General features: G+C 62.3%; 14 protein-coding genes (1 of these 14 running past the window's edge). 3 read left to right on the top strand and 11 right to left on the bottom strand.

Features of this window, described 5'->3' with window-relative positions:
- Positions 1–652 carry the 3' end of a M23 family metallopeptidase gene (locus ICI42_RS02450; RefSeq protein WP_230980127.1) on the top strand. It extends 1,346 nt beyond the left edge of the window, so only the last 652 of its 1,998 coding nucleotides appear in the window; its start codon lies beyond the left edge, outside the window; it ends in the stop codon at positions 650–652.
- On the opposite strand, the gene ICI42_RS02455 is transcribed toward ICI42_RS02450, so the two are convergent.
- The 8 genes from ICI42_RS02455 to ICI42_RS02490 all read right to left on the bottom strand — a co-directional run bounded on the left by ICI42_RS02455 (position 649) and on the right by ICI42_RS02490 (position 13,559).
- Positions 649–2,187: an MFS transporter gene (locus tag ICI42_RS02455; RefSeq protein ID WP_188162935.1), complete on the bottom strand. Its 1,539-nt coding sequence runs from the start codon at positions 2,185–2,187 to the stop codon at positions 649–651. The two genes, ICI42_RS02450 and ICI42_RS02455, sit on opposite strands and share 4 nt — an antisense overlap.
- Before the next feature lie 159 nt (positions 2,188–2,346).
- The gene (locus ICI42_RS02460; protein ID WP_230980128.1) at positions 2,347–3,771 is read right to left on the bottom strand and encodes a L,D-transpeptidase family protein; all 1,425 of its coding nucleotides are present in this window, start codon (positions 3,769–3,771) and stop codon (positions 2,347–2,349) included.
- Positions 3,772–3,933: 162 nt separating this feature from the next.
- A complete protein-coding gene (clpB, locus tag ICI42_RS02465; RefSeq protein WP_188162937.1) occupies positions 3,934–6,543 on the bottom strand; it encodes an ATP-dependent chaperone ClpB in 2,610 nt (869 codons plus the stop codon).
- A gap of 209 nt (positions 6,544–6,752) precedes the next feature.
- Entirely contained in the window at positions 6,753–7,646 is an 894-nt protein-coding gene (locus tag ICI42_RS02470) for a DUF4167 domain-containing protein (RefSeq protein ID WP_230980129.1), read from the bottom strand.
- 332 nt (positions 7,647–7,978) lie between these two features.
- Positions 7,979–8,842 (bottom strand): peptide chain release factor N(5)-glutamine methyltransferase, encoded by an 864-nt coding sequence (gene prmC, locus ICI42_RS02475; RefSeq protein ID WP_210316929.1) that lies wholly within the window; start codon positions 8,840–8,842, stop codon positions 7,979–7,981.
- On the bottom strand, positions 8,835–9,914 hold the full coding sequence (gene prfA, locus ICI42_RS02480; protein WP_188163685.1) for a peptide chain release factor 1: 1,080 nt from the start codon (positions 9,912–9,914) through the stop codon (positions 8,835–8,837). Before prfA ends, prmC begins: the two co-directional genes overlap by 8 nt.
- A gap of 5 nt (positions 9,915–9,919) precedes the next feature.
- The gene (gene ptsP, locus ICI42_RS02485) at positions 9,920–12,190 is read right to left on the bottom strand and encodes a phosphoenolpyruvate--protein phosphotransferase (RefSeq protein ID WP_188162939.1); all 2,271 of its coding nucleotides are present in this window, start codon (positions 12,188–12,190) and stop codon (positions 9,920–9,922) included.
- 94 nt (positions 12,191–12,284) lie between these two features.
- Positions 12,285–13,559, bottom strand: a complete 1,275-nt coding sequence (locus tag ICI42_RS02490; protein ID WP_188162940.1) for an aspartate kinase — start codon at positions 13,557–13,559, stop codon at positions 12,285–12,287.
- A 218-nt stretch (positions 13,560–13,777) separates the two neighbouring features.
- Between ICI42_RS02490 and ICI42_RS02495 the strand changes: the two genes are divergently transcribed.
- Both ICI42_RS02495 and ubiG read left to right on the top strand, forming a co-directional pair.
- Entirely contained in the window at positions 13,778–14,026 is a 249-nt protein-coding gene (locus ICI42_RS02495) for a hypothetical protein (protein ID WP_188162941.1), read from the top strand.
- Positions 14,027–14,100: 74 nt separating this feature from the next.
- A complete protein-coding gene (gene ubiG, locus ICI42_RS02500; RefSeq protein WP_188162942.1) occupies positions 14,101–14,853 on the top strand; it encodes a bifunctional 2-polyprenyl-6-hydroxyphenol methylase/3-demethylubiquinol 3-O-methyltransferase UbiG in 753 nt (250 codons plus the stop codon).
- Here the strand turns inward: ubiG and ICI42_RS02505 are convergent.
- The 3 genes from ICI42_RS02505 to ICI42_RS02515 all read right to left on the bottom strand — a co-directional run bounded on the left by ICI42_RS02505 (position 14,850) and on the right by ICI42_RS02515 (position 17,099).
- The gene (locus ICI42_RS02505; RefSeq protein ID WP_188162943.1) at positions 14,850–15,740 is read right to left on the bottom strand and encodes a DMT family transporter; all 891 of its coding nucleotides are present in this window, start codon (positions 15,738–15,740) and stop codon (positions 14,850–14,852) included. The genes ubiG and ICI42_RS02505 overlap by 4 nt on opposite strands.
- A gap of 79 nt (positions 15,741–15,819) precedes the next feature.
- A complete protein-coding gene (locus tag ICI42_RS02510; protein WP_188162944.1) occupies positions 15,820–16,245 on the bottom strand; it encodes a DUF1178 family protein in 426 nt (141 codons plus the stop codon).
- Positions 16,242–17,099: a carbon-nitrogen hydrolase family protein gene (locus tag ICI42_RS02515; protein ID WP_188162945.1), complete on the bottom strand. Its 858-nt coding sequence runs from the start codon at positions 17,097–17,099 to the stop codon at positions 16,242–16,244. Before ICI42_RS02515 ends, ICI42_RS02510 begins: the two co-directional genes overlap by 4 nt.
- Position 17,100 lies beyond the last annotated feature (1 nt).

Below are 17,100 nucleotides of genomic sequence, written 5' to 3' on the forward strand. Positions count from 1 at the left end.
GATGTCGGACAGCTCGGAACTGCTTTATGTCGCGGCGACGTTTGCCGGCACATCGCGGAAATTCTACCGGTTCCAGACGGAAGACGGCGCGCTCGACTATTTCGACGAGGAAGGCCGCAGTTCGCGCCAGTTCCTGCTGCGCAATCCGCTGCCGAACGGCAAGTTCCGTTCCGGCTTCGGCGGCCGCAAGCATCCCATTCTGGGCTATGTACGCATGCATACCGGCGTCGACTGGGCGGCCCCGACCGGAACGCCGATCATCGCCTCGGGCAATGGCACGGTGGAAAAGGCCGGATGGGCCAGCGGCTACGGCAAGCAGACGATTCTCCGGCATGCCAATGGATACGAGACCTCCTACAATCACCAGAGCCGCATCGCCAATGGCGTGGTGCCCGGTGCCAAGGTGCGGCAGGGCCAGGTGATCGGCTATGTCGGCACAACCGGCCTGTCGACCGGCGCGCATCTGCATTACGAGTTGATCGTCAATGGCACGAAAGTCGATCCGATGCGTGTCCGCCTGCCCGGCGGCAGGACGTTGAAAGGCGCAGAACTGGAAGCCTTCAGCAAGGAACGCGAACGCATCGACGAATTGCTGAAGGACGAGGACCAGAACTCGTTGAAAGTTGCCAGCACAGCCAAGCTGAACGGCTAAGGCATCTCACCTGCATCCGCTGCCGCTTTCGACAACGCTTCAGGTTTCGCCGGCCAGGACGGCTGCGTGGTCCAAGCCAACAGCGCCGCGATCAGCGCCATGACCGCAGCCGCGCCCGCGACGGCCTGAAAAGCGTTGTTCGTGGCAGCGATTCGCAGGGTCTCCGCTGCCGGATCGAGCGGTTGGACGAGCAGACCGCCGAATTCCACGCCCGGCACCTGCGTTCCCGCGATGGCGCCGAAGACAATGCCCGCTATCGCTCCCAACCCGGCTACCGCCAAAAGCCCCGCTGCGCGGGCGACGGCATTGTTGATGCCCGATGCGAGCCCCGTGTCCTGGTCGGGCGTCGCCATCATGACGGCGGTCGACAAAGGCGAGACGAGACAGGCCATGCCGATTCCGCTCAGCACCAGGAATGGGAAGGTGACCGTCCAAAGCTGCATGGCGTTAAAGCTGAGCGTCAATCCGGTATAGGCAACGCATACGATGGCAGCGCCGAGCGTCAGCGGCAGACGCGGACCGATTCGATCGGCGAGGCGGCCCGCTGCGCTGGAAAACAGCGCGATCGAAGCCGATAGCGGCAGGAAGACCAGGCTCACCTGCCATTCCGGCACGCCCCATGCGGACACGACGGTCATCGGCAGGAAGAACAGGACGGCGGTGAAGCCGAAATACAGCACCAGCGTGTAAAGGTTGGCCCCGGAAAAAGCGCGCGAGGCAAACAGCCCGAGCTTGACCATCGGCTCGGCCGCCCGTCTCTCCCAAGCGATGAAGACGGCAAACAGCGCGACGCCGATGAAAACCCATAGCCAGGGAGAGGCGACCCGGCTCTCCGGCGCGATGCCAAAATCGGTCAACCCCCAGGCGATAAAGCCAAGTCCGCCGGTCGCCAGCGCAGCACCGGGCCAGTCAAGACGCCGATGTTGGGCAGGCCGGTCGTCCGGCACCTTGGCAAGCAGCATCCACAAAGCCAGCGCGCCGATCGGCAGGTTGATGGCGAAAACCAGGCGCCAAACCCAATCCGCGCCAATGGACAAGACCACCCCGCCGACAAACGGCCCCAAAGCGGTGGTCAGCGAGGAGAACGCCGCCCATTGTCCGATCGCCTTGCCGCGGATATCCGGCGGATAGGATTTGGCAATGATGGCAAGACTGCTCGGCACCATGAAGGCTGCGCCTATGCCTTGCGCGGCACGCATCCCGATCAGCATCTCCGCACTGGTGGCAAGAGCGCAACCGACGGAGGTGACGACAAAGAAAGCAATGCCGGCGACAAATATCTTTCGGATACCGAAGACGTCGCCCGCCGCGCCGCCAAGCAGAACCAGCGCCGCCAGAAACAGCATGTAGGCATTGCTGATCCACTGCGCGTCAATCAGCGAGGCATCGAGATCGCGCCTGATCACCGGCATCGCCAGGGAGACGACGGAACCGTCGATAAATCCCATGCTCGAGGCAAGAATAGCCGAAACCAGCACGTAAGGCCGCGAAGAGGCCGGACAGTAGGCCGGCCCGGAAGCTGTGGAATCGCTCATTTACGGATTTCCAGTTACAGCCAGTACAGGCTGGCATGGAAAGGTTTCGGACCGCAACAGCTTTGCGCGGCAGCGCCGGCTGGTTCAGCTCTATGATCTTAACGAAAACGGCGGCGATGTCGCCATCGCCGCCGCGTCAATCCAATACAAGCTTAGTGCCTATTCGATGAAGTCGACGGTCACGCCGGGCTTGACCAGCTTCGCGAGCTCGAATGCATCGAAATTCGTCAACCGAACGCAACCATGGCTCTCGGTCTTGCCGATCTTGGATGGCTCGGGCGTGCCGTGAATGCCGTAGGTCGGCTTGTCCAGCGCAATCCAGATCGAACCGACGGGGCCGTTGGGTCCCGGCGGGATGGTCAGGACCTTGTCGTTTTCGCCCTGCTTGAAGTTGATCTTGGGATTGTAGGTGTAGTTGGGATTGAACGCGATGCGGCTGACAGCATGGGTACCTGTTGGCGAAGGCGTATCGGATGAGCCGATCGTGGCGGGATAGGCAGCCACCAGCTTGCCGTCGGCACCATAGGCGCGGACCTGCTTCAGCCCCTTGTCGGCAATGATGTGGGTGACCGGCGTGCTGACGAGCTTGCCGAAATTGGCGACCTTGATCAATGTTCCCGGCCGGTTGAAATTGGCCTCCGGGTTGAGAGCCTTGAGATAGGCCTCGTCCATGTGGAAACGCTCGGCCAGCGCTTCCGTCACCGAAGTAAAGCTCATCGCGGGGAGTTGCGCCTTCTGGCTGTAGTCGTCCGGAACGGACGCCACATAAGGACCGGCGACATCCTCGGGCGAAATCTCATAGGTCGCAAAGGCGTCACCACCGGTGGCGGCAAGCGCCATTTCGATTTCCTTGGTGTCGGTCGACTTCAGATTGGTACCGGTCAATTCACGGTAGGCAACCAGCGCCTTGTCGACATTGCTGCCGAAGCGTCCGTCGATCACGCCGGGCGAGGCGCCGACCCGGTCGAGCAGAATCTGCAAGGCTGCGACATCCTCTCTGCCGCCAAGCCGCGGCTCGCCGACGATCGCTCCCTGCGCAGGGGGCGGAGGCGGTGTCGAGGTTAAGCTTCGATCGTTGCCGGTTGGCGGCTCGATCGTCCCCACCGTCGAATTGTCCAGCGGTTCGCGACGCACCACGCGCTCTTCGGGGAGAGGCTCGCGTCCGGTTTGAAAACCGGGCTCGGAACCATAGGTCGGCGGCGCTTCAGGATAGGCTCCGCGTGCGTAGGTGTCGTCGCCACCCAGGGGGACGCCATTGTTCAGTTCGTCAAGCGTACGCCGACGGAATTCGCCATTGTCGGGATAGCCACCACGCAGATAGGGATCGTCAGGCAAACCTTGGCGGCGCGCCGCGCGCTGGTCATAGCCGCCGTCGTCCGGCGCTTCGACGCCGATCACCCGTCCGGTCGCAGCATCGATGATGACGCGGTTGCCATTACGGTCGTAGAAAATGTCGACATCGCCATTCTGCGCCAGCTGAATGCCATGCGCCCGGCCTATACGCTCTGCCGGATCGGCATCCGGAATGGCTGCAAAAGCCGCGAAGGGCGAAAGGCTGGCTCCTAAAACCGATGTGACAATCATTTTTCGCAACATGGTTGCCAACGCTCTCCATTCTCTTCCGTTCCGCGCCGTCACGCGGATGCGGCCCAAACCACCACAGCTTTCCAGCCTATTGGATTCATTATGAACAGGGCATGAAAATGGCCGCATCGCTGCGGCCATTTTTTAACCCATGCAGATTTTTCAGGCTGCGGCTTCCGCCTCACCGACCAGACTGGGCTTCGAGCGGAAATTCAGCCTGTCCGATCCGGCGGTGATTTTCACCGTCGAACCGTCGCGGATATCGCCGAGAAGGATTCGCTCGGCGAGCGGATCCTGCAGCTCCTTCTGCATCACGCGCTTGAGCGGGCGGGCGCCATAGGCCGGGTCGTATCCCTTGCGGGCCAGCCACTCGATGGCGTCTTCGTCCAGTTCGAGCACAATCTTGCGATCCACCAGCAGCGATTCGAGCCGCTTGAGCTGGATTTGAACGATCTGCCCCATATCCTGCTGACGCAAGCGGTGGAACAAGATGATCTCATCCACGCGGTTGAGGAATTCCGGCCTGAACGCCGCACGCACCATGCCCATCACGTCGTCACGCGCGACATCGACATCCTGATCCTCGCCCAAGGCCACGAGATATTCCGCGCCCAGGTTGGAGGTCATGATGATCATCGTGTTGCGGAAATCGACCGTACGCCCTTGACCGTCGGTCAAGCGCCCATCGTCGAGAACCTGCAAGAGCACGTTGAAGACATCCGGATGCGCCTTCTCGATCTCGTCGAACAGGATGACCTGATATGGCCGCCTGCGCACCGATTCGGTCAGGACGCCGCCCTCCTCATAGCCGACATAGCCGGGAGGCGCGCCGATCAAACGGGCGACGGAGTGCTTCTCCATGAATTCCGACATGTCGATGCGCACCAGTGCATGCTCGTCGTCGAAGAGGTAGGAGGCCAACGCCTTTGTCAGCTCGGTCTTTCCAACGCCGGTCGGTCCGAGGAACATGAACGAGCCGATCGGCCTGTTCGGATCCTGGAGGCCTGCACGAGAGCGGCGGACAGCCTTCGAGACGGCCTGGACGGCTTCGCCCTGACCGATGACGCGAACGCCGATCTCGTCTTCCATCCGAAGCAGCTTCTCGCGTTCGCCTTCCAGCATCTTGTCGACCGGGATACCGGTCCAGCGCGAGACGACGTAAGCGACGTGATCGGGTGTGACGGTCTCTTCGACCATCGATCCCCGCGTCTCTACGGCTTCCGCTTCCTTCAACTGCCGCTCGAGTTCGGGAATTCGGCCATAAGCAAGCTCGCCTGCCTTCTGGAACTCGCCCTTGCGCTGGGCAATCGCCAGCTCGTTGCGGGTCTCGTCCAGTTGGCCCTTGAGTTCGGCGGCACGCCCGAGCTTTTCCTTTTCCGCCATCCAGCGGCTGGTCAGCTTGTCGGATTCCTCTTCAAAACCGGCCAGATCCTTCTCGAGCCGGACAAGCCGATCCTTGGACGCCTCGTCCTTTTCCAGCTTCAAGGCCTCGCGCTCGATCTTGAGCTGCATGATGCGGCGATCGATCTCGTCCAATGCTTCGGGCTTGGAGTCGATCTGCATACGCAGCCGCGATGCCGCCTCATCGACCAGATCGATGGCCTTATCGGGCAGAAAACGGTCGGTGATGTAGCGATTCGACAAAGCGGCAGCCGACACCAAAGCCGAATCGGAGATGCGGACCTTGTGATGCTGCTCGTATTTTTCCTTCAAACCGCGCAGAATCGAGATCGTGTCTTCGACTGACGGCTCGTCGACAAAGACGGGCTGGAAACGGCGGGCAAGGGCAGCGTCCTTCTCGACATGCTTGCGGTATTCGTCGAGCGTCGTGGCGCCCACGCAATGCAATTCGCCGCGTGCAAGTGCCGGTTTCAGCAGGTTGGATGCGTCCATCGCACCATCCGCCTTGCCGGCTCCGACCAGCGTGTGCATTTCGTCGATGAAAAGGATCACACCGCCGGCCGCGGAGGTGACTTCCGAAAGTACGGCCTTCAGCCGCTCTTCGAACTCGCCGCGATATTTGGCGCCTGCGATCAGCGCGCCCATGTCGAGCGCCATCAACTGCTTGTCCTTTAGCGATTCGGGGACGTCGCCATTGACGATGCGCAGGGCGAGGCCCTCGGCAATCGCCGTCTTTCCGACGCCGGGCTCGCCGATCAACACCGGGTTGTTCTTGGTGCGGCGCGACAGAACCTGGATCGTGCGGCGAATTTCGTCGTCGCGTCCGATCACCGGATCGAGCTTGCCTGCGCGCGCATCGGCCGTCAGGTCGCGCGCATATTTCTTCAATGCGTCGTAACCCTGCTCGGCGCTCGCCGAATCGGCGGTACGGCCTTTGCGGATTTCATTGATGGCAGCGTTCAAAGCCTGCGCCGTCACGCCGGCCTTGGCCAGTATGTCGGATGTCTTTGCCGATTTCTCCACGGCAAGTGCTGTCAAAAGCCGCTCGACGGTGACGAAGCTGTCGCCGGCCTTCTTGGCGATGTCTTCAGCGGTGGCGAAAACCTTTGCCAAGGGCTGAGCCAGATAGAGCTGCCCGTTGCCGCCCTCGACGCGGGGCATGGCTTCGAGCGCCGCCGCGACGCCAAGCTGGACGTCCTTCGAGCGGCCGCCGGCGCGTTCGATCAACGAAGCAGCAAGGCCTTCCTCGTCGTCGACCAGGACTTTCAGGATATGTTCGGGAGTAAACTGCTGGTGGTTGCGCGACAGCGCCATCGTCTGTGCCGACTGGATGAAACCGCGCACGCGTTCTGAATATTTCTCAAGGTTCATGTCTGTCTCCAATCCGTCCCCGGCCCGCTTTGCGGCACCGGATTCGCTTAAGGTGACGGGCCTGCTCGCATGAGCCAGACCCCGTTGCGCCTGATATGGGTATGCGCTTTGTTTTGCTCAAGATACCGGCAAGGGCTGAAACGAAAAACGGCCGGGCGCAGGGCCCGGCCGTTTTCGATTTATGCTCGTCTGACCTGATGTCGCTGATATCAGTCGTCAACAACCGCCAGGTCCGGTGCCCCGGCTGCGGCTTCCGCCGGCTCGGCGCTCTCTTCGCGCGGCTTGCGCGGCTTGCGTCCACGGCGTGGCTTTTCCGGTTGTGCCGGGGCTTCCGCCTCGACAGCGGCGGCCGGCTCTGCAACCGATGCGGCTGCTGGCGCGGCAGCGACCGGCTCGACGGCCGGTGCAACAACGGGTGCTGGGGCAACCGACATAGCGGGTGCGCTTGCCTGCTGCGGCGCATCCTCGGCCTTTGGCTCCGCACTGGCTTCGTTTGCAGCTTCAGCATTGGCTTCGCGGCGATCGCCATAGCGGCCACGACGGCCACGCTGTGCCCGTTCGCGCGGTGCGGGAGCGGCATCGACAGGCGTCTCTGCGCTGTAGGCGATTTCCGCAGGAGTGCCTTCGATCACCGGTTGCGGGCCGGAGCCGTCGGCCACGGGCGCGGCCTGTGATGCGGGCGGAGCGGAATGTTGCGGCCGCTGCTGCTGCTTTGGCTGGGCGTAATCCGAACCGTTGTTCGAGTTCTGCCCGTCGTCGCGATCGTCGTCCATATCCTGGTCGAAATCGTCGCGATTGTTGCTGTCGTCGCGGTTTTGCGGAGCTTGCTGCACCGGCATCTGCGCCATGGCGGCTGCGATGATGCGGTTGTAATGTTCGGCGTGCTGAAGATAGTTCTCCGCCACCACACGATCGCCGGAGCTTTGAGCATCCCGTGCGAGGGTCGTGTACTTCTCAGCGATCTGCTGAGCTGAACCGCGAATCTTCACATCCGGTCCATTACTCTCGTAATTACGCGTAAGCGGGTTTGGCCCCTTGCGGTTGTTATTATTGTTATTGTTGTTGTTATTACTGTTATTATTATTGTTGTTACGACCGCGCATGCGCCTGTTCTGCTGTTGTGGCCTCATCCGATTCTCTTCGCTTTGAAAAAGGTTGCGAGCGGCGCTTCTCCAGCTGCCTGCCGTCTCGTAGTCTTTTCGCTGGTGCACGCTCGCGGCAAATGAGTGGAGCCACGTGCGATCCCGCTTAGGTCTCGTGTATCTTTCCGGACGAGCCCCGCACGAAGCAAAGCGTCGTCTACGCAAGAAGGCAGCTTTTTATCCATGGAAACCGAATCGATAAGAGCACTGCCTGCTTCGTCTCATCCGGTAATTTGGACCCTAGCCGCATTCGAATTTGTTGCCAAGAGGTTTTTTTGTGGCATTCCAATGCGTCAAGGCCTTGTGAACAAAAGAACCCGGTCGTTTCCGCCGAGGTCGGTCAGCGCCTCGACAAGGCTCCAGCCACAGGAACTGAATATGGCCGTTACATCGGCTTTCTGGTCATGTCCGATCTCCAAAGCGGCCAGGCCGCCGTGCGCCAGATATGCCGGACCCTGCTCCCCAATGATCCTGTAGGGATCAAGCCCGTCCGCGCCGCCATCGAGCGCACGAACCGGATCGAAATGCCGGACCTCCTGCTGCAGACCCTCAATCTGTTGCGAGGGTATATAAGGTGGGTTGGAGGCAATTACATCGTATCGGCCCGAAATTTCCTCGAACCAGTCCGATTGAACTGCAGCGAAGCGGTTGGAAAGTCCAAGATGGTCTGCGTTGCGGGTGGCTGTGGCAACGGCATCCGCTGAGATGTCGACACCCATGCCGGACGCTTTTGGACAGGCCGATAAGACCGCGAGGAGGATAGCGCCGGTGCCGGTTCCAAGATCGAGGATGCGGCAAGCGCCACGCCGCTCGGAAACCTCGCGCACAAAAGGAAGAACGGCATCGACCAGCGTTTCGGTATCCGGTCGTGGCTCCAGCGTCTCGCGGGACAGCTCAAGTTTCAGCCCATAAAACTCGCGAAAGCCGAGTATGCGATGGAGCGGCTCGCCTGCTAAGCGCCGCTCGACCGCCGCGATCAGCGGTTCGACCCCGTGGACGGGCAAGGTGGGGTCGGTGATAGCCTGGCTGCGCGTCGTGCCGGTAAAGTGCTCGACCAAAAGCCTGGCATCCAGAGCCGCGTCGGTGACTCCAGCCTCGCTCAGCCGCCGGCGCGCCTCGCGCAGAAGGGCGCCAAGCGGATGCGCGGCATCAGGCATTGTTGCCCATATCGGCAAGAAGCGCCGACTGATGGTCTGAAATCAGCGCGCCCACCACCTCTTCGAGTTCGCCCATCATCACCCGGTCGAGCTTGTACAGCGTCAGGTTGATGCGATGGTCGGTCAGCCGTCCCTGCGGGAAATTATAGGTCCGGATGCGTTCGGAACGGTCGCCCGAGCCGACCTGCAGCTTGCGCGCCTCCGAGCGTTCGCTGGCGGCGCGGTTGCGCTCCATGTCGTAGAGCCGGGCGCGCAAGATCTGCATGGCGCGGGCGCGGTTCTGGTGCTGCGATTTTTCCGCCGAGACCACCATGATGCCCGTCGGCAGGTGGGTGATGCGCACGGCCGAGTCGGTAGTATTGACGTGCTGCCCGCCCGCTCCCGATGCGCGCATGGTGTCGATGCGTATATCGTCTGGCTTGATGTCTATGTCGACGTCCTCGGCCTCGGGCAGGACCGCGACCGTCGCAGCGGATGTGTGAATGCGCCCGCTGGTCTCCGTCTCTGGGACACGCTGAACCCGATGCACGCCGGATTCGAACTTCAGATGCGCGAACACGCCCTTGCCGGATACGGAGGCGACCACTTCCTTGAAGCCGCCGACTTCACCTTCGCTGGCCGAGATCAGCTCGAAGCGCCAACCCATCGACGCAGCATAGCGCTCATACATGCGATAGAGGTCGCCGGCGAAAAGGGCTGCTTCGTCGCCGCCGGTGCCGGCGCGGATTTCCAGGATAGCGTTGCGATCGTCAGCGGCGTCCTTGGGCAGCAGGAGTATCTGGATCTCCTGCTGCAAGGCCTCGATGCTGTCTTCGACGCCGGGAATATCGGCCTCGGCCAATTCGCGCATTTCGGCATCGCTGCTCTTGTCTGCGACCATCGCCTTGAGATCAGACAATTCCGTCTCGGCCGAGCGCAGCTGTCGGATGCGCCCCACGAGGTCCTGGATGTCGGAATATTCGGATGCCAAGCGGACATAGACGTCGGGCTCCGGCCCAGCCGCCATCTGCGCTTCGAGCATCTCGAAGCGCTTTACCACCTGGTCCATACGGTCGCGGGGAAGATCAATCATGCTCATCAAACTGGAATGTCGCGGTCGTCGGCAAAGGCCTGCAGCAGCGCGCGCATCGGCACCTTTGTCGAAGTGCCGGAAAGATTATCGTCGAGAAGGGCTTTCAACTCGCCCAGCGGAAGCTCCGTCAGCATCGCCTTGACCGGGCCGATGGAGGCGGGAGACATCGAGATGGAACGATAGCCGAGCCCCAGCAGCGCCATGGCGGAAATCGGCCGGCCGGCCAGCTCGCCGCACAGCGTGACGGTGGTGTTGTTGCGGACGCCCGCATCGGCGATCTGCTTGAGAACGCGCATGAACGGCACCGACAGCGGGTCGAAACGGTCGGCAAGCAGCGTGTTGCCGCGATCCACCGCCATGATAAATTGGAACAGGTCGTTGGAGCCGACCGAGACGAAATCCACCGCCTTCATCAACTCGTCGAGCTGCCACAACAGCGAGGGCACCTCGACCATGGCGCCGAGTTTCAGGCTGGTCGGCAGATGGTGGGCGAAGCGCGAGAGATGCCGCACCTCACGGTCGATGATCTCGCGCGCCTGGGCGATTTCGCCGAGTTCCGTCACCATCGGCAGCATCAGCTTCAGTTCGCGGCCGCCGGCCGCCTTGAGCAACGCGCGAATCTGCGTGCGCAGCAGGCCGGGCCGGTCCAGCGTGAGCCGGATGGCGCGCCAACCCAGCGCCGGGTTTTCTTCCTGCCCCGCTCCTTTGAAGTAGGGCAACACCTTATCGCCGCCGATATCGATGGTGCGGAACGTCACCGCCTTGCCGCGCGCGGCATCGAGCACGTCGCGATAAAGCTTTTCCTGGGCTTCGGCACGCGGAAAAGTCGCGGCGACCATGAATTGCAGCTCGGTCCTGAACAGGCCGATACCGGCGGCGCCCGATTCGTTGAGCTGCGGAAGATCGACCGCCAGTCCGGCGTTCATCAAAAGCTCGATGCCGACCCCATCCTTGGTAACGGACGGCTGAGCCCGCAATTCGCGATAGAGTTCCTGGCGGCGGGCGCGGAAGCGTACTTTCTCGGTATAAGCGGCCTCGAGGCCCGCTTGCGGGCGAAGATGCACGATGCCTTCTTCGCCATCGACGATGATCGCATCGCCGTTTTCCGACATCGACACGGCGCCCTTGACCTGGCCGGCGACGGGAATGCCCATGGCGCGGCCGACGATGACGACGTGACTGGTCGCGGCACCTTCCTCCAGCACCAGACCGCGCAGTTTCTCGCGGGGATAGTCGAGCAGTTCGGCCGCGCCCATCGAACGCGCGACGATGATGGCGTCCTTAGGCAGGGAGGAGGCGACGTCTTCCGCCCCACGCCCCATCAGCTGGCGCAACAGGCGGTTGGCAAGGTCGTCGAAATCGCTCATCCGCTCGCGCAGATAGGGGTCGGTCATATGGATCATGCGCGCGCGCATGTCGCTCTGGACCTTCTCGACCGCGGCTTCCGCCGTCAAACCGTTGCGGACGGCTTCTTCCAACCGACGCACCCAGCCCCGGTCGTTGGCGAACATCCGATAGGCTTCGAGCACCTCGCGATGCTCACCCTCGAAGGCGACGTCGCGGCGGGACAGCATGTCGTCGATGGACAGGCGCAGCGAACCGAGCGCGCTTTCCAACCGCCTTGTTTCCTCGTCGCTGTCCTCGTTGAACAGGTTGGTGACGACGATGCGCGGCTCATGCAGCACGACATGGCCAAGGCCGATGCCGTCATTGAAGGAGACGCCGGTGAAACTCGCGGGGCGGCGCAGATCGAGTTCCAGGCCCGGTCGGCTGAGGCGTGCGAGGTCGCCGGTAGCGATCATCTCGGCGATGACCATCGCCGTGGTCTCCATCGCCTCGATCTCATCCTCGCGATACACGCGCATCGTCTTGTTCTGGACGACCAGAACGCCGAGCGTACGGCCGGCGCGCAGCACCGGCACGCCGAGGAAGGAATGATAGATTTCCTCGCCCGTCTCGGGCAGGTAGGCGAAGGCGGGATGTTCCTGCGCGTTGGAGAGATTGAGCGCCCTCGCGCCCGCGGCGATGGTGCCGACGAGACCCTGGCCAAGCCGCAATTGCGCCAGATGGACGGAGCCGGGATTGAGACCTTCGGTGGCGTAGAGCTCCAGTACGGAATCGGCGCGGAGCACATAAAGCGAGCAGACCTCGGCGACCATATTGGCGGCGATATCGCGCACGATCTGGTCGAGCCGCGCTTGCGGATCGAGCGGCTGCTGCATGAGCTCACGCAGCCGTTTCAGCAGAACGCGCGGGCCGCCGCCCGGATCACGCATCAAGATCCCATCTCCCCATAAAGCCCGAGACCGGCGACATCATGGCCACCGGCAAGAGATAATGCAATCCAGCGACTCGGCCAGATGCCTGTCGTTACTGCTTATCGAGCCCGTAGACCGAATGCAAAGTGCGAACAGCAAGTTCGGTATAAGGACCGTCGATCAGGATGGAAATCTTGATTTCCGAGGTCGTGATGGCGCGGATGTTGATCGATCTGTCGGCAAGCGCCTTGAACGCGGTCGCCGCGACGCCGGCGTGGCTGCGCATGCCAATGCCGATCACAGAAACCTTGGACATGCCGGGCTCGGACTGGACCGCGTCGAAACCGATGGTCTCCTTGACCTTGCCGAGCACGAAGAGTGCCTTGTCGAGATCGCCCGACGGCACCGTGAAGGTGATGTCGGTGAACTTGCCGTCCTCGGAAATGTTCTGGACGATCATGTCGACATTGATGTTGGCTTCGGCCAATGGTCCGAAGATGCCGGCGGAAACGCCCGGACGGTCCGCCACCCGCCGCAGCGATATCTGGGCTTCGTCCTTGGCGTAGGCGATTCCAGTGACGACCTGCTGTTCCACGATTTCTTCCTCGTCGCAAATGAGCGTTCCGGGCGGATTGAGAAGATCGCCCATGCCGGGCGCATCCGGGTCCTCGAAGGAGGACCGCACGAAGGTGCGCACCCGATGCACCATCGCCAGTTCGACCGACCGCACCTGCAGCACCTTGGCGCCGAGCGAGGCCATTTCCAGCATCTCCTCAAAGGAGATTTTCGACAGCCGGCGCGCCTTGGGCTCGATGCGCGGGTCGGTGGTGTAGACGCCGTCGACATCGGTGTAGATGTCGCAGCGATCTGCCTTTACGGCCGCGGCAATCGCCACGGCCGATGTGTCGGAGCCGCCGCGTCCGAGCGTCGAGAGCCGGTTGTCCGGCGCAATGCCCTGGAAGCCGGCGACAACGGCTACCTGTCCCTCGCCGAAACGCTTGATCAGGAACGAGCCGTCGATTTCGGCGATACGGGCCGCGCCATGGGCGCCATCTGTCTTGATCGGAATCTGCCAGCCCTGCCAGGACCGTGCGTTGACGCCCATGGCCTGAAGCGTCAGCGCCAAAAGGCCGGAAGTTACCTGCTCACCGGAGGCCACCACCGCATCGTATTCGCGGGCATCGTAGATATTGAGGTTGGAGCCCTCGGCCTTGGACGCATCCTGCACCCAGCCGACCAGCTCGTTGGTCTTGCCAGACATGGCCGAAACCACGACGGCGACCTCATGGCCCGCATCGACCTCGCGTTTGACATGCCGCGCCACATTGCGGATGCGGGCGATGTCGGCGACCGATGTCCCGCCGAACTTCATCACGATGCGCGCCATGGAAACGGTATGCCTTTGCCTGAACGCACCGGCCGGGAGGCCGGACACACTAAATGAAGAAACCGGCCCGACGCAGGGACAAGCCGAATGCGCGGTCTCCATATCCAAAACACCGCTCTTTCGCAAGCGATGCGCTACCGGCAAACGTTCTACGCGCCGTACGGGAACCATAGGCGAGCACATGACTTGTTGGTTTGAGGTTTCAAGGGAGAGTACTCATGCTCAATACTGATCTTTGGCTCAAGGTGATTTGCGGCCTCATGATCAATGCCGTCCTGTTCGGCGTCGGGCTCGTCACGGTGCTGATGTTGCCGCTAACCTCGGACAATCTCATGCTGTGGATTCCTGTTGTCGTCGTCGCGAGCTTCCTCACTACGCCCTTCCTGACCGGGCTGGTCGCGAGGCGCATGCGCATTCGCAACTGGGGCCGCGACGGCTGGCGCGAAGGCGACGCGATCTCCGGCTGAGCGGTGTGGCGCCAAATCCACCTTGACTTTCGAGGCATGCGGGCCGACTTCCTTGGATCGAAGGAGACGCTTTCATGCCTGAGGCCACGCGCTCGACGATCGATAAGAACGAGGTGGACCGCTTCTCGGCCATGGCTGCCGAATGGTGGAGCCCGACCGGAAAATTCCGCCCCCTACACAAGTTCAATCCCGTGCGCCTGGCCTATATCCGCGACCAGGTGGCAACCCGGTTCGGTCGCGATATTCATGCTGCCAAACCTTTCGAAGGCTTGCGCTTTCTCGATATCGGCTGCGGCGGCGGCTTGCTCTGCGAACCCATGGCCCGGCTTGGGGCGGAGGTAGTCGGAGCCGACGCATCGGCCACCAATATCGAGGTTGCCAAGCTTCATGCGGCGGAATCAGGCGTGACGATCGACTATCGCGCAACGACGGCCGAGGCGCTTGCCGATGCGGGCGAAAAATTCGACGTCGTGCTCAACATGGAAGTGGTCGAGCATGTCGCCGACATCGACCTGTTCATCGGCAAGACCAGCGAGATGGTGAAGCCGGGTGGGCTGATGTTCGTGGCGACGATCAACCGGACGCTGAAGGCGCTCGGGCTTGCCATCATCGGTGCCGAATATGTTCTCCGCTGGCTGCCGCGCGGCACCCACCAATATGAAAAGCTGGTCCGACCGGAAGAACTGGAAAAAGCGCTGTCGACGGCTGGAATGAGCGTCATCGACCGCACCGGCGTGGTCTACAGCCCGCTTTCCGACCGCTGGCAGCGCTCGAAGGACATGGACGTCAACTATATGCTTCTGGCGGAACGCAGCGCCTACGACTAAGCGGGTTTGCGCTGCGCCTTGGTGGTCATGGTCACGCCGATGACGATGATGACGGCTCCGGCCCAGGTCAGGATGCTGTAGTGCTCGTCGAGAAACAACAGGCCCGAGATCAGTCCAACGGCCGCGGCGACATAGCCGATCTGGCTGAGATAGACCGGCCCGCCGACTGACTGCAGCCGGAAGAACAGCGCGAACATGATGGCCGACGAGCTCACCTGAACGACCGCAAGCAGCGGCACGGCGCTTAAAGCCGCAAAGGCCGCACTCCCGTCCGTGGCCAACAAGCCGATCAGCAGAATTCCCGCCGCTGCGAGGTGACTGCCGATGGCGAGTTCGACCGGGCCTGCATCCGGCGGCCAGTCCATGGTGCGATAGATGTTGCCGATGGCCAGGCTGCACGGCATCAGCAACCCGATCATCACCCAGAACAGGTCGGCTGGCGCGCCGGCCTCGCCGCGCGTAGCGGCCACCATCACCGCACCGGCGGCACCAACGAGGATGCCGGCAATGCCCAGCGCATTGGGCTTGCGCACGCCGAGCAGCAGCGACAGCATCAGCGTAACGATAGGCGAAAGCGTGTACATGATGCCGGTAAAGCCGGCGCCGAGATGCGGAATGGCCGAAAACAGCAGCATGTTGGGAACGGCATAGGAGACCGTCGCGGTGATCAGGAAATAGCGCAGCTTGCGTGGCGTAACCTTGAATCGCCCGCCCTGCGCATATGTTACGGCCAGAAGCACCAGCCCAGCGCCAAAGGAAATGACGAAGGCCCAAAGCGCGGGCGGCACGCCGGCTTCGCGCGCCAGCTTGCCGAGCGGAAGCGTCAGGCCCAGCAACGCCCCGTTGACGAGCAACAGGCCGATCGGCGAGTTCAGGAATGCCGTCATGATGTCTCCGCTTTGATCGGCGGGGACCTGATCAGAAAACGCTGAGCGGGGAATGCGCCACAGGCAGGAAAGGGCCGGGTCAGTTCTGGTCGTCGGGCAAGGTGGGCAGCGGCATGAACTCCACGCCATCCTCGACCAGGCTGACGACCTCATCATGCGTCGCCTCGCCATAGATGCCGCGCGCATCGGCCTCGCCGAAATGAATCTTTCGGGCTTCTTCGGCAAATTTGTCGCCGACATAATCAGCGTTCTGCCGCACTTTCTCCGACAGCTCCTTCAACGCCGCCATCATCTTGCGCTGCTCCTCGCCGGCGGCGAGCGCGATCTTGTCCTTCTTGCGCCCCGTCGAAACGGCCGGCGCCATCAACGCCTTGCCGATCTTCTTGGAGGCGCAATGCGGGCATTCCACGAGGCCGCGCTTGAGCTGAGTGTCGAAATCGTCATTGCTGCGGAACCAGCCCTCGAAGGTGTGGTCCTTGTCGCAGTGAAGCGAAAAACGGATCAAGACGCGGTACCCCGGAACGTTCGTGCATCGCCCGGAAGAGCGAAATCGCGCGCATTGCGCAGGTTGGGAATCTTGGCTCTGGCAGTTGCAACCTGCGCGGTATCGATCTCGGCCAGGACGACGCCGGGCTCGTCGTGATTCGCTTCCGCGAGGATGCGCCCCCATGGGTCGACGATCATCGAATGGCCGTAGGTTTCGCGCCCGTCTTCATGCTTGCCGCCCTGAGCCGCGGCCACCACGAAGGCACCGTTTTCGATGGCGCGGGCGCGGATCAGGACATGCCAATGCGCCTCGCCGGTCTGGCGCGTGAAGGCGGCCGGAACCGTCAGCACCTCGGCGCCAGCCATGGCCTCGCTGCGGAACAGTTGGGGAAAGCGCAGATCGTAGCAGACGGCGAAACCGAGCCTGCCGATCGGCAGATCGGCGACCACCGCCTCCTTGCCGGGCTCATAGGCCGACGATTCGCGCCAGCTCTCGCCATTGTCGAGATCGACGTCGAACATGTGGATCTTGTCGTAGGTGGCGAGTTCGCGGCCGTCAGGCCCGAACAGAAAGGCGCGGTTGGCGAGCTTGCCGTCCTCCCGCCGGATCGCCGTCGACCCGACATGCAGGTGGATGCCCAACTCCGCCGCCAGCTTCTTCGCCGTGGTCACGACGATGTCGTTTTCGGCCGTCGTGAACAAAGCAGCGCGGGCGTCCTTGTCGCGGATCAGCCCGCCTGTCATCTCCGGCGATTGAACAAACACTGCGCCCTGCCCCGCGGCCTGCCGGACCAGCGCCTCGAAATCGGCTGCATTGCGCTCGGGATTCGTGCCCGAACGCATCTGGACTGCCGCTGCCTTGAAAATCGTCATG

It is taken from the genome of Oryzicola mucosus (genome assembly GCF_014534685.1).
Taxonomy (GTDB): Bacteria; Pseudomonadota; Alphaproteobacteria; order Rhizobiales; family Rhizobiaceae; genus Oryzicola; species Oryzicola mucosus.

Coding starts and splice junctions, on each gene's coding strand:
- ICI42_RS02455 (WP_188162935.1), bottom strand. CDS start 2,187: ATGAGCGATTCCACAGCTTCCGGGCCGGCCTACTGTCCGGCCTCTTCG.
- ICI42_RS02460 (WP_230980128.1), bottom strand. CDS start 3,771: ATGATTGTCACATCGGTTTTAGGAGCCAGCCTTTCGCCCTTCGCGGCT.
- clpB (WP_188162937.1), bottom strand. CDS start 6,543: ATGAACCTTGAGAAATATTCAGAACGCGTGCGCGGTTTCATCCAGTCG.
- ICI42_RS02470 (WP_230980129.1), bottom strand. CDS start 7,646: ATGCGCGGTCGTAACAACAATAATAATAACAGTAATAACAACAACAAT.
- prmC (WP_210316929.1), bottom strand. CDS start 8,842: ATGCCTGATGCCGCGCATCCGCTTGGCGCCCTTCTGCGCGAGGCGCGC.
- prfA (WP_188163685.1), bottom strand. CDS start 9,914: ATGATTGATCTTCCCCGCGACCGTATGGACCAGGTGGTAAAGCGCTTC.
- ptsP (WP_188162939.1), bottom strand. CDS start 12,190: ATGCGTGATCCGGGCGGCGGCCCGCGCGTTCTGCTGAAACGGCTGCGT.
- ICI42_RS02490 (WP_188162940.1), bottom strand. CDS start 13,559: ATGGCGCGCATCGTGATGAAGTTCGGCGGGACATCGGTCGCCGACATC.
- ICI42_RS02495 (WP_188162941.1), top strand. CDS start 13,778: ATGCTCAATACTGATCTTTGGCTCAAGGTGATTTGCGGCCTCATGATC.
- ubiG (WP_188162942.1), top strand. CDS start 14,101: ATGCCTGAGGCCACGCGCTCGACGATCGATAAGAACGAGGTGGACCGC.
- ICI42_RS02505 (WP_188162943.1), bottom strand. CDS start 15,740: ATGACGGCATTCCTGAACTCGCCGATCGGCCTGTTGCTCGTCAACGGG.
- ICI42_RS02515 (WP_188162945.1), bottom strand. CDS start 17,099: ATGACGATTTTCAAGGCAGCGGCAGTCCAGATGCGTTCGGGCACGAAT.